At 60.7% G+C, this 13,863-nt stretch carries 5 protein-coding genes; all 5 read right to left on the minus strand.

Annotated features, from left to right (window positions below):
* Nucleotides 1-12: 12 nt before the first annotated feature.
* Genes RBT76_01805 through RBT76_01825 form a run of 5 tightly spaced genes read right to left on the minus strand, consistent with a single transcriptional unit; the run spans nucleotide 13 to nucleotide 13,656 of the window.
* The gene (locus RBT76_01805; GenBank protein ID MDX9856504.1) at nucleotides 13-360 is read right to left on the minus strand and encodes an STAS domain-containing protein; all 348 of its coding nucleotides are present in this window, start codon (nucleotides 358-360) and stop codon (nucleotides 13-15) included.
* Entirely contained in the window at nucleotides 360-1,127 is a 768-nt protein-coding gene (locus RBT76_01810) for an ATP-binding protein (protein MDX9856505.1), read from the minus strand. The genes RBT76_01805 and RBT76_01810 overlap by 1 nt, the downstream gene beginning before the upstream one ends.
* Nucleotides 1,117-2,715, minus strand: coding sequence for a PP2C family protein-serine/threonine phosphatase (locus RBT76_01815; protein MDX9856506.1), 1,599 nt, complete (start codon nucleotides 2,713-2,715; stop codon nucleotides 1,117-1,119). Before RBT76_01815 ends, RBT76_01810 begins: the two co-directional genes overlap by 11 nt.
* Entirely contained in the window at nucleotides 2,705-4,723 is a 2,019-nt protein-coding gene (locus tag RBT76_01820; GenBank protein MDX9856507.1) for a hypothetical protein, read from the minus strand. The genes RBT76_01815 and RBT76_01820 overlap by 11 nt, the downstream gene beginning before the upstream one ends.
* A complete protein-coding gene (locus RBT76_01825) occupies nucleotides 4,720-13,656 on the minus strand; it encodes a LamG-like jellyroll fold domain-containing protein (GenBank protein ID MDX9856508.1) in 8,937 nt (2,978 codons plus the stop codon). The genes RBT76_01820 and RBT76_01825 overlap by 4 nt, the downstream gene beginning before the upstream one ends.
* Between the last annotated feature and the right edge of the window lie 207 nt (nucleotides 13,657-13,863).

The following is a 13,863-nucleotide window of genomic DNA, read 5'->3' on the forward strand; positions in this document are numbered from 1 at the left end:
ATATCCCTGTTGTTACTTCGCTGCCAGCGCCTGCTCGCGTGTCGGTCGGATAGTCAGAAACTCGGCCAGGTCGAGGACGCTGAAGACGTGCAGTATGTTCGGAGAGACGTGGCACAGGACAATATCTCCTCCGGCCTCCCGCGATGCCTCCACCGTACCCAGAATGGAACCGACTCCGGCGGACGACAAGAACTGCAGGGCCTGCATATCGATGATGATATTTTTGAACCCTCGATCTTGAGCCGAAAGTATAGCATCTACCATCTCGTGCGCGTTGTTGTTGTCAAGGGTTGCGCCGGTGGTGATGACGATCGTGTCGTCGCGGATGATCTCTTCACGAAGCGATTTTGACGAAGCCATCAGACACCCCACCGCTTTTCGACTATCAGCACATTCACGCAGCCATCGCGACGTTCATAGCGCACGGAGTCAGCGAGTCGATGAAACATCGTTATTCCGAAGCCGTGCGTTCGCCGCGCGTTCGCCGCCTCGCGCATGTTATGGGCGTGTTTGTGTGCCGTCGGATCGAATTCCAGCCCCATGTCGGCAAACGTCAGCGTCATCGTGCCGTTTCGGGACGACGCGGAGAAGGCAACGGGGCTGTTTTCATCCAGGCCGCTGTGCGCACATATATTGGTCGCGATTTCGTAGAAGATCGTCCGGAGTTCCAGCTCTTTGAGTTCGGGCAGCGCCAGCCGCCCGAGGTATCCCAAGAATGCACTCAGGAAGGTCTCGATACCTTCCTCGCAGGCGGCGAAGAGGTTGACCATGGTCTCGGCGCCGGCACAGTCAGGTGGCTGCACGATTGCCGTCAGGGCAAGCCGTTCCTGATCCTCGTCGCGCTTGAAATACTCGTAGAGGTCGAGCGTTTTCAACACCCGCACCAGAAACTGCGACATCGACACGAGCCGAATGGTCACGCCCGATGCGGCGCATTGCTCGTGTGCCTGCCACAGCATGGCGATATCTTTCGACGTCACGTGGATCAGCGACGCGCAATCGATGATGATTTCCGAGGGGGCGTCGCGGAGGGCGGAATCGAGCCTTCCCTGAAACGCCTCCACGTTGCGGCGCGACAGTTCATCGGGTAGTTTAATGGTGACGATGTTTTTCGCGTCAGTCAGCACGGGTCAGGACCTCTGTCTGCTTATGTATTGTATCGGTCGAAACACCGCCCCACTTCATGGCGAGCAGCGTGATATCGTCGTATTGGGGCGCTGCACCGACAAACTGCTGGTGGCGTCGGAGTACCTGGCCGGCGAAATCGTGCGGCTGATGATGCCGCAGTTCGCTGATCAACGCCGTGAACCGTTCCATGCCGAACTCTTCGCGGGACTCGTTCTGTGCCTCGTTTATGCCATCGGTGTACTGGATAATCCAGTCGCCGGACTCGAGGGTCAGCTCCGACAATTCGATACGTTTTTCAAACTGATCGGGGGGCATCATCCCGAGCGGGTAGCCTTTGGTTTTGAAGAGGCGAATCCTTCCGCTGGCGGTGTTCATCACGATCAGCGGGTTGTGGCCGGCAGAGGCGAATTGAAAACGACCGGACCGGCTGTCGAGCAGCCCAAAGAACATCGTGACAAACATACCCCGCTTGATGTTCGAACCAAGCTCGCGATTGACTTCGCTGAGCACCTGATCCGGTCGATGGACACCGCGGGTTATTTTGCGGACCATGTCGCGAGTCAGCAACATGACCAGCATACCGGGGAGCGATTTCCCGGATACGTCGGCCACCAGCAGTCCGAGCCGATGGTCATCGAATTCGATAAAATCGTAGTAGTCGCCGCCGACCTCGCGGGCGCTTCGGTAGGCGCCGCAGAATTCAAACCGGGAGTGTTTGGGGTACTCCTGCGGGAGGATATTGTTCTGGATCTCGCGGGCGATTTCCATTTCACGGGCGATACGATCCTGCTCGATCAGTTCTTTCTGGGCGCGATTGAGGCGGTCGCCCATGACGCGCAGCGTTTCGGCGAGATAGCCAAACTCGTTTCGGGCGCGAAGCGGGATATCGAGCACGATGTTATCGAAATCTATTCGTTTCAGGCTATCCGTGATCGACCGGACCGGGCGCAGCTTCCGGTGCAGGGTCCACAGGGTGATCGGAATTCCCGCCAGCATCATCACGACGGTAATCGAGGCTACCGCGACGATCGACCTCCGCCGCGCCTGCGTGATCTGGCCGGCCGACGACGCCACGGCCAGGGTACCGACCACAATGTCGTTCTCGAGGATGGGTATGGCGATGCGGACGGTATCGCCGCTGATTCGGGACTGTTCGCCCGGCCGGAGATCGGCGAACTGGACGCCTGCGGGAATCGGCTCCAGCCGGTCCTGTGCCACGACACGGGCGATATCGGTGTGGGCAAGAAACTGCCCGTCGTTGCCGGCGATCCCCGCCCAGAAGATATCGGGGTTATCCGTTGACAGCCGCTTGCAGATGTTGTTGAGCATGAGAGCGTCGGGACCGTTGGCGGCGAGGATGCTTTTCCCTGCCGTCCGCGAATACGACCGCGCCTGTACCAGCAGTTTTTCGGCGACCGTTCTGGTGACGGTGTCGACATACTGGTCAGTGATGATATAGCCGGTCGTGGTCATGAGGACGAGAATCACGCCGCAGATATAGAGGGCGAACTCCCAGAGGATCGATCGCCGGAACTGCGATTCCTCAGGCCATCCGTCGGCAAGCGACCGTTTTTCGTCAGTCGTCATAGGACAATTCTTCGAGTTTCCTGATCTCGTTTTCAGTCCGTTCGATATACCCGGCTATTTCTTTGTTATCGGGCGCCAGGGCGGCTGCCTTTCGCCAAATCGCAACTGCTTCGCGCAGTTGGTTTTTGCCATAGCGTTCCACGCCGACAAACTTGTACGCGTTAACGAGGTAGTCGCGGACAGACTGGTAACCGGGCGCCAGCCGATCGACGGTTTCCCATTGGGCGATGGCGGATTCGAGGTCACCCTGCTGGAAGGCCTGCTGAGCGGACCGATAGGCGGCCTCGACCTCACGAAGGATTTCGGCGCTGAGCGGCGCGGCCGCCGCCGGGGCGGTGGGCGTCGCGGGGCGCTGGCCTGCTCTCTTCATCTCCCGATCGATGCGGCTCTTGAGGTCCAGACACCACTGGTGACCCGGGAACAGTTCGATCGCGGACTCGAGCGCGTTGAGCGCGATGGAATATTCTCCGCGGCCGAAGGCGGTTGTTGCGGTCTCGCGGTAGCGTTCGAACTCGACCCGTCGCTGAGCACGCCTGACGGCCTCATGGGACTCCGAATACTGATCTAGCAGCCGCACCACGGCGACCGCCTGGTCCACCTGACCGTAACTGAGCAGTGAGTCGACGGTCCAGAGACGCTGGCGGATCAACTCATCCTGGGCGGCCGACCGCGAGATGGCGTCGTTGGCCTGTCGGAGGAGGCTCTGCGCCTGCTCGGAGGCAGGTACTTCGGTCAAGGCGCGGCCGGCGAAATATCGCGCGGCCAGATAATCCATGGCCGCCAGTTCCATTTGCGCCGAGTCCAGGTACTGACTGTAGCGCACCGCCCGGCGCGATTCGTCAAGTTTCTCACGCGCTTCGGTCGCGAACCGGATGATGTCGGTGGTATCCACCTGGCTGGTCACCGCCATGAAGCGGGCGCGGTCGAACAGATCAGCGGCGTCTTCGAGCATCCCCGATTCGAGGGCCACCCGGCCCTGTTCGACCAGAGCTATGACTGCCTCGCGGTTGCGACCAACCAGACGCTCGTTCATAAGGGAATTAAACTCGGCCTCGCGGCGTTCGCGGCGGTCGTTTCGCCGTTCGGTCATGGTGCGTCCGAACGACGTGGTCAGCGTGAACATGTGCAATTCACCCATGTCGCGATCCACCAGCGCGTAGTCGAAGCGGATCAGGCGATAGGTGAGACCGATACCGAACGAAAGGCGGCTGTCGCGCACGCCCGAACGGAGATGCAGGAGGTCGGCGAGACTGTATTCGATGCCGAGCGCAAACGCGGCTTCGACCCGGTCGACCTTGCTCAAGGTCGCCGATATAGTCAGTTCGTGGTCCCAGAACGATCCCGGGCTGAGGGCGGCCGCGACACCGACGTCGATGGTGAACGGGTAGCGGGTGGTCACCTCCGCGAGGTCCATGGCGGGCCTGACCACATTGCGCCCGCTGATCACCGCACTGACATGATGCAGCCATGCGAGCGGTGATTCGAAACGTCGGCCGAGGGCCAGACTGACGCCGGGCGATGTGGTGGCGCTGTACGAGTCAATGGAGTGGTGTTCCATACTCAGCGTCGCGCCGACATCGTACCCCGACAGCATTCTGCCGTAGGCCACAAAGAACCCCAGACGGGTGTCGTCGAAATCACCGAGATAGGCATTCGCCGCGTCTCTTTTCTCGATGCCGTCGATGCCAAGGCGAAAAACACCGATGCCGAGCGTACCAAAGTCCAGCGTCGGGACAACCGCGCCCAGATACTGGTAGGCGACATCGCTCTCGTACAACTGCGAGTGAAAGCCGGCGACGCTGTACTGCTCGGCACGGCTCAGACGTGACGGATTCCAGAACGGGGCTGTCGCAAAGTCGGAGAGGGCGATCGCCGATCCACCGAGAGCCAGATCGCGCGCACCGGCGCCGAACCCGAAGGGGGATTCGGTCCCGGCGTCATCGGACGCATATGCCGGCGTACCGACGGCAAGTCCGACCAGCAGCAGGTATGCACACATCGGTCTCATCGCAGTATCGCCACCTTTCGACGGACCGATTCCGTGCCGCCCGATACGTAGCGGGCCGTTATGCGGCAGAAGTATGTTCCGGGAACGACGTCGAGCCCGGCGTCGTTGCGACCGTCCCAGCGATCCTGTGAATACGCGCCGGCGACGCGGTAGTCATCCCTTGTTATATCGAGAACCTTGGCGCCCGTGATGGTGAACAATTCGATGTCGACATAGGCGGCCTCGGGGAGGACGAAGCCGATTGTTGTTTCCTCGCCGGACGCCGCATTAAAGGGATTGGGATAGTTCGTAAAGGATTCTTCGAGCCCACCGGCGGTCACGGAAATCTCGGCGCCAAGCAACGGATAGGCTGCTTGCACCAGCAGCGGGTAGATGGTGGTCGCGAGATTCTGATCGGCCAGCGAGACGGCGTTGGAATCAGCAAGCTGGACGGCGAAGTTGCCCAGCGGGGCATCGGGGCGAATATCACCCAACAGCACGATGTCCACATCGGCACCCTGTGCGATCGTATACCCGCCGGGGACAGCAAGCATGAGCGAGTCGCCGCTGAGAATCGAGTCAGTGGCGACACGGTCGCCGTCTATATTCAGATGCACCGCGTTCAGCAATTCGACGGCGGGCACTTCGTGAAAGCCGGCGCCATCGCGCGACATCAACCGCCCACAGACCGCGTGCAGCAACAGGTCTCCCTGGGGGGTCGAGCCGTCGTAGGTGAGTGTCGCCGTGTACAACGGGACCTGGACCTGCCCTCTCGGAACCAGCCTGGCCGTTCCGGTCTGGGTCGCGAGAACAGGTCGCCCGGCTGGCTGCAGGATTCGAATTGCGGGAGACACATAAGGAATAGACTCGCCACAGCCGGGGGACACGACCACACCCGTGTGGCTGCTGGTGTCGCTGACATCATGCAGGATCACGTCGGCTTCGTCGTGCAACCGGATGACCAGATGTTCGACCGGCGTGTCGCTCTCGATATCGGCGATCAGCGCCACCTGCAGGCTGTCGCCGGGATTGATCGTCACTGCGCCATCGGGGAAGGCGAACAGCGTGTAATCGCCTGACTGCTGGAACGTGGGCATGTATGCGACGGTACCGGGAAGCGTTGACAATCCGACGCGATCGAACAGACTGGCGGGATCAAGCGGTGTGTCGAGCGAGTCAGTAATGCGAACGGTCACCCCGGTCAACTGCTGCGGCGAGTACATGTCCCCCGCGGCGTAGTGAATGGTCAATCCCAGAAGTGCAATCGAGTCGCTGCCAGCGATCACCGAGCCGTAGGCCGCCGGTGTCAGGCAGGCCTGCGGCGCGACAGCAGCCTGGCGGAACGACGCGAGGCTCGACAGAATCGGGAAGCCGGAAACGGCGGTCGCCAGCGGCGCATCATCGGACACCGCCGTGAGCGGGGCACCGGAGCTGAGGTCCCGGACCACAAACCGCGTGCTGTCGCTGATGTGCATGGCGAAATCAATGGCGGGCGCGTCGGCGGCGGCATCGATCACCAATCGAATCGAATCAAGCTCTCCGGGGCTTACGGTCACGGGCGACACCAGTATGACGGACACGACGGCACTGTCGAGCGCCAGGCCGCTCGCTTCGCCGATGACCGTTTGATTGCGGACGATGCTCAGTCGCGTACAGATTTCGGACGCGGGAATCTCCTGGAGCGTTTCATCGACAAACGACACCGTCAGCGCGGTCAACTGTATCTGTGAACTGGACAGGGCCCCGGGATGGCGCAGATGCACTTGCAGCAATGCGACCCCGTCCTGACCGAAATTGACAGTGGCGGGGGCAAGCGAGCGGTACGACACCGCCATCTGCTCCGACGGCTCGTCGATCCGACATGAAGCGGTGCTGATGGGGAAAGTCAGCGTCGGTGACAGTGTCACCGGCAGCTCGGTATTGTGATCGGCGACCGGCACGGAGGACGGGCTGTCGAGGCGAAGCGCGAAGTCATGGGCGGTGGCGGAATCGCTGATATCCACGAGCAGTGAGAGCAGTCTCGAGTCTCCCGGCACAACTACGATAGGCTGGGTGAAGGTGAATGTGACAGCGGACTGCGCGGGTACGACTTCAATCGCCGAAAGCGTCGTGTACCCACTAGACAGCACCATGCGCGAGAAAGCATCGGAGGCGTCCTGCGGCTGTCCTGATGCGTCGGTGACGGAGATCGTGAGACCGGCGAGCTCCACGGCGGCGGTCGTATCACTGGAATCCGGGTGCGTTATTTCAATACTCAGCGGGAAGACGTTGGTCTGCCCCTTTGTCACCGCGGTGGGAGTCGAGTTAATGAAGTGCAGTGGTACATCGTATGCCGGCGCCTGCAGTGCAGTTTCGGCTGTCCGAACGACCGCGGAAGAATCCGGGATGGTCGGCTCGTACGCACTCAGTTCCCATGAAGCGGCGCCGGGCGCCTGTGCCGTATAGAAGAATGTGAAGGTTACCTGCTCGTCGATCCCGAGCGGTACCGGTCCCGAAAATGCGCTGTCCAGAGCGGCGGGCCCATTGACGGTGCAAATGCCGAAGACGCTGTCCATCGGCAGGTTCAACACGTTGGTGACCGTGGTAGCGATAGCGATCGTCTGCCCCACGGAGTACGAGGAATTGACCGGGACGTTGCTGATTCGCAAACCGGAGGTCGACACCACAAAGGTGTTGTCGGTAATCAGCGCCTCGTCACGCGGGCCGTCGTTGGCCGACTCGTACGTGCACCCGTTGACCGGCACGGACAACTTCAGGGCGGCTCCGGGTGTCGCCGTCAGCGAGACATCACACAGGACAAAGAGCACCGGGGCGGGAGCGCTGACCGGCAGATCGATCGAGCCGAGGCTCCATGACCCACTGCTTCCAACCAGCGTACCGAGCAGGGAATCACCGGCCTGCCAGGCGCTGTCCGCATTCGTGTCGAGCCACAGCGTCAGGCGGTCGAAGTCGGTATCGGCGGCCGATTGCAGGTTTTCTACGACGAGAGATTCCAGAACATCCGGCTGGTCGCCGTTTACTGCGGGTGTCATCGCAAACACCGGCACGAGCGTATCACCGGGCCGAAGTGAACGAGCCTCAATCAGGGGCGCGTGATACTGCGCCCGTACGGAGCCATCAACCGTTCGGAATCCTCCGCTTTGCAGCGGAAAGTCACCGTTAATAGTGACCGGCACCGCAAAGGCAAGATCGGCGGTGTTGTCGACCGACACGGCCAGGCTGTCGCCATCAATGGCGTTCAGCGGCACGTCCGCGATCGCAAAGAAATAGGACAACGATTCCGGCGGCAACGGTATGTCGATACCGGTCAGGTCAAGCGCACCGCTCTTGAATGAGCCGGTGGACACCAGCGTGTCGCCGTCGAAAATACGGTTCCGGTTATTGTCGAAGTAGAGCCGCACCTGCCCGAGTTCGGAATCGGCAAAGTCCTGATCCGACCAGCTGACCGTGCGATTGCTCAGGCTGACCGATCGCAGGGTCTGCGCCCTTCCGACGTAGCCGTTGTACAACGCCAGGGTGAGCAGGGAGACGGCATTCTGTCCCGGCGCGACGACCGATCCGGGATCGGGCAGGGCGATCGCCGTGACGCGATTGGATTGGAAGATGAGGTGCGTGTGTGGGTTGGCAATTCCCTCGTCGTCCGGTCCTACCGTACCCGAGATATAGCCGATCAGCCCGTGCGGAATCTCCAGATCGAGCGTGCCACCCTCGCGGTTGTCGGCAGCAACGCTCACGGTAATGTAGAACCGCGTCGTGGGCGTCAGCAGCGGATACAACCCGGCGGACAGCGCCCAGGAAAGCCCATCGAAAGTGAACTGTCCGACCAAAACGCTTGCTGCGGAAAACGTGCCGGAACCGTTGTCGGCCCACAGTTTCATATTATCGAGCGCAACTATTTCGTCAACGGTGCCTCGGTTTATGACGCGCACCTGATAGAGAGCGTCGGTATCATAGCCGTTGCGCGGCAGTTCGAAATCGAGGACCATTTGGTCGACCTGGCCCCCGAAGAGGCTGCGGCCTGCAAGCGTGTTGACAATGACGGCCGCGGCCGGGAACGCGTTAACGGTAAAGGTCTTGCTGTTCGTAATGGGGAACGTCCCGGCAACTGCCACGCCCGGTGTGCACCAGATGTGTCCACCGTCCTCGAACATGAATCCAATGGTGTTGCCGTTTTTGGCATTTCGAAGACTGATGGCGGCGCTCAGGGCGACGGTCAACGCGCCGCCGTTGCCCGCAATTGTCAGGCCCCCGGTGGCGAATTTGACGACGCCGTTGGTGAGGGTGGCGGTCGCCACGAGTGAGTCAAGCACGCTGCTGTTGTCGGCCGATCTCGTGATGAAGAGGAAGACACTGTCGATCTGGCTGTCAAGCTGATCCTGTGTGGCGCCGTCGTGATCGACGGCAGCGAGCGCAAACTCCACGCTGTCGACGACAACGGCGCTGGAATACGTGTTGGTTATGCGTGCGGCCAGCATCGCGTCGCTTTCTTGTCCGGGAATCAGCTCACCGCCGGCGACCGGTATTGCGATCACGGAGAGGGCCTCGAATGTGGTGATGGCGAAGGTGTCGATCGCCGCCGTGGGGAGATCAACCGGTCCGTCGTTGCCGGAGACAACCTGAATGCCGTTGACCGGGACATACGGAATCAGTGTCGCTCCATTGGTCGGGAAGGCGGCCACCGACGCACCAACATAGAACCGCGTGTTGGGGTCTACCAGCGGCACGTTCAAGCCGGTGACCGTCCACCGGTCTCCGGTGAAGTACATCCGGCCGACGTAGTGCTCGCTTGCCGCTTCGTCCCACGTCGCGTTTACCTCTTCGAGGAAGAGCGACAGGGAGTCAAAATCGTTCGGTCCGGACGTTCCGAGCGAAGCGAGGCTGAACATTTGCAGGGTATCCGCCTGATAGCCGTTTCGCGGAATGTCTACGGTCATGACGTGATAGATGTCAGCCGACGGTTCCAGACTGTCGATGCTCGTCGGCGAGAAGCGCAGTTGAGCCGCTACCAGACCATCGACAATCGATACGCCCAGCGAATTCAGGGAGTCCGGGCCGGCCGGGACCGTCGCATCGGCGGTCGTTATGTCCACCCGGCTGCAGTACAAATCCAACGAATCGGAGTCGCGGGAGAACAGATTCACTGCGCCGCCGACCAGCAGTACGATCTGAGAGTCCGACGGTATCACGAGTGGAGCGAAAGCAAACGACGCCGGGGTGCTGCTGTACGCCGCCCAATCCAACAGGCTGTCGGCGGGAGTCAGGAGCGAATCACTGTCCGAATCCAGATAGACTGCGACCGAATCGATATTGGTCAGCCGCTCGGCAGCGGAACCCGGACCCCGGGTGGCATCGCGGACCATCAGTCCGGTAATCGCTCTGTCGTCGGCGAAGTAGTTGTGAAATGACAGCGACAGTAGCGGCGCACGTATCTCCCCCGGTCTGACGTAGGAACTGCCCAGTGCTATGGCCGAAACCACGATTTCGTCGACGTCGACGAAGTCGCTGGTGTCGGCAACTCCGGCGAGGCTGCTGACGGCGGCCACCTTCCCCTTTCCGGCCGAGGTTGCGACGAACAGACCGGAATCGTTGATTGTTCCCACGCGGCCGAGCGCACGCCAGTCGATGGAACCGACATCGGTTGCATTCGAATCAGCATCGTAACCGGTAATGGTGAATTGCACGGTATCGCCGATGCGCACGGCGATGCTTGGCGGTGCGATTTCGAGTCGCTGCAGTCCGCCGGGAACCACTTCCAGAGACGCGGTCGTATCGGTCGGACCGAGATCGGATTCGGCGACGGCACGGGCGGTGCCGACGACCGATGCGGTGAATAATCCCGAAGCGTCAATCTGGCCGACGGGTCCGGTCAGGGAATACGAGATTGTCCCCGGGTCGCGCAGGTTGCCGTACACATCAAATCCTTCAACCGTGTATTGCAGTGTGGAATCTGCGGAAACCAGCGCGGAATCGGGGCTGAGTTCGATGGATGCAAGTGCACCGGGTATCACCTGAATGACGCCCGACGTATCCGAGATTCCGAGGACGACCGTCTCGCAGAGGGGATCGTGATCGGTACCCCGGTCGTAGTGCTGCTGGATCTGGAACGTCGTGAGAGCACGATCGAAAATCGCCACCTCGTCTATCCGGCCGTCGAAGTAACGGCTTCCCGACGTCCAGCCGATGGTGTAGGGTTGTGTGCCTCCGCCGAGTACGGAGACCTGCGCCGGATCTGAGTCAATCAGTTGTCCATTTATGTAAAGCGCGACGGTCGAGCCGTCGAACGTCGCCGCTACGTGAGTCCACGTGAGTGCGGAGATGGAATTGGACAATGAGTTCGGAGCAAAGCTATGAACGTCGCTGCCGTCGGTTGTCGTAAAGCGAATCCCGTTGGAGAGTGCGTCAATTTCAAGAGCGAACGCGCTGCTGCGCCCGACAATCCCCCGATCGCGAAGAAGGGCGATGTTATCGGGGCGGATCCACGCCATAACGGTCAAGGCCGCAGTCAGACCATCGGCGCTTGGAGCCGTCAGATACTCTCCGGGAGTATCGCCGTCGAAGTCCAGCGACATGCCCACGAGGCCCGCGATCGAGGCGGGACAGTCAACGCAGGTCGCGTCGTCGCCTTCGTCGATATCCGGGTAGGGCGGCCCGGTTGTCTTGTTGAGCGGCCAGTAGTGGACGAGATCGGTCGGGCAAATGGGTGTGCCCTCGCCGCCGCTCGAAGCTACAATGTATCCGCTGCCGACGGTGGTAGGGCTGAACACGCCGACGGCATCCATGTTTCCGATGCCGTCAAGAACCGTCCATTGCGGCACGATTTGTGGATCGGAGACGTTGCCGTCGGCGTCGCGAGATACGGCGCTGAAATCGATGCTGCTGTCAACCGAAACGGTAGCAGTATACGGCGAGACATCAAGCTGTGTGGGGAGGCCGGCAGCGACGGTCAGCAACCCGGACGTATCCGCAATCGCGGCGCTATAGGTGGCGACGACGGCATCGCTTCCGGGCGTGGTCAGCGTCAGCGACGAAGAGGTGCCGCTGACGGGTGTCAGCGAACCGATCACCCCGCCGCCGGACCACGACCACGTCACGACGATATCGCCCAGCAGGACATCGGCGATGTCGTAACCCCGACAGTACACTGTCATCCCGTCGTTGTCCGTAGTGGCAATTGTGTTGCCGACCGGGGTGCCGTCGAGCCACTCCACGTGTACGTGATGCAGCGCGCCATCGGAGATCACACGCACTGAGGCCGTGTCCGCAAGACCGCTGTAGGTGGCGGTGACCCGGTAGTTGGGCGGCGAGACGTCTGTTCCGGCGAGGTAGAGGCCAAGTGAGCTTATGCTGCCGGTGGGATCATCGGTTGCCCAAACGACCGAATCGGTGAGATCATGTACGAAGTAGCCGCCGGCGTCGTAGCCGGCAGCAGTGAACTGGATGGAATCAAGGATTTCGATGACCGCGCTGTCCGGCTCGATCGCGATTGAGGAGATCGGGGCGGGCAATACGGTGATGGTCACGAGTTCAGTGTCACTGAGGTCCCCGTCGGCCGCCATGACGGTGATGTCGTATGTACCTTCCTGAGTGTAGCTCGGGGTAAACGAAAACGTCCCGGTGCCATCGCCGTCGTCGGTAAACGATGCACCGACCGGGGCGGACTGAAGGATCAGTTCAGGTGTTTCACCATCGGGATCGGCCGCGGAGATTTCCAGGTTCAGCGTCTGCCCTTCTTCAACCGACTGAGCGCCGATGGGGGTCAGGACCGGGGGCCTGTTCGTGTTTTCGACATCAACTTCCAACTCAGCGGTGTCGGACAGCTCACCGTCGGAGGCGATGATCAGGATCTCGTATTCGCCGGCCTGAGTGAAATCGGGGGTGAACTCAAGCAAACCCGTACGGTCACCGTGGTCCGAGAAGGTGGCGTTGTCCGGCAGATCCTCCGCTGTCAGGACGAGGACGTCGTTTTCCGGATCGGCGGCAGTAACGTCGATCGTGAGTAACTGGTTTTCGTAGACGGACGTGTCGGGCAGCTCGGCGACCACGGGCGCCTCATTGGGCTGGTTGTACTCAAATGCACCCAGATCCGGCGCCGAACCCTTGTAGGGAAATCCGAGATCAAGTCCGGCGTTGATAGCGGGTGACCCGCTTTGAAGCGTAAAGTCGCCGGCAGCCGTATCGACAAAGAGCGGATCGACGACAACGCCTCCGGCAGAATCCACAACGCCCCCGGTGTAGTTTCCTTCCGTATTCGACCAGGTCAGATTGAAGGCAGCGGTATTCTCGACCTTGGCGCTTATACCACCGAGGTTCTTTACTGCGATATTGTTGATGATCCTGCCGTCTGCGATGTTGGAGTGGAGGGAAATGCCGTAACCGGTGCAGCCAAACACGGTGTTGTTATATATTCGCGGCGAAGTACCCAGTGCAATAAATCGAATGCCTGCACTTCCCGTATGGGTAACCAGGTTGCCGAACAGCGTATTGCCGCTCCCGTCGACGAGGATGCCCTCAGTCTGCACGTGATGGAAATAGCAGTCCCGGATGAGATTCGAGCTGCCATCGACGAGCACGGCCGTGGCGTCGTAGTTGGTCACCTGAACGCTCCGCAAGACTATGTAGCTTGCGGTGATCTGAAGTCCGATAAAGGCGTGGTTACTGCCATTGATAATTGCAGATCCGAGCTCGCTTCCCAGGTAGGTAATCGGACTGGCGAGAGTGCCGGATGTCGAGAGAGTCATGGTCGCAGTCGGGTAGTATGTGCCGGGGAGCATGAAGACGGTGTCGCCGGGGACGAGAATCCCCATGCGGTCGCCGCGGTCGAGACTGAGCCACGCGCCCCCTACAGTCAGGCCGTCGGAAGCGTCACTCCCTGATGGCGAGACGTAATATGTCGTGGCGTACCCTCCCCCAGCCACGAGTAATGCGGCGGCTAGCGCGAAAACGGCTCTCAGCATCGTCCCTCTGAGACATTCTGGTTTCCCTTAATGATCGGCAGAGGAGCCTTAACTCTTCACGTGGCAAGAGGATTCGGCTGTCGCGAAGACTCGGAATTGAGGGTGACGGGCTGTCAGTTTTTGTCATATGTCGGAGAAACGGGTTGTGCGGAGAGAGAGAAGGTGTTTGTTGGAAAGACGTTGTATTACAATGCGATACGTCTGAAC

Source organism: Candidatus Zixiibacteriota bacterium (genome assembly GCA_034003725.1).
Classification (GTDB): Bacteria; Zixibacteria; MSB-5A5; order GN15; family FEB-12; genus WJMS01.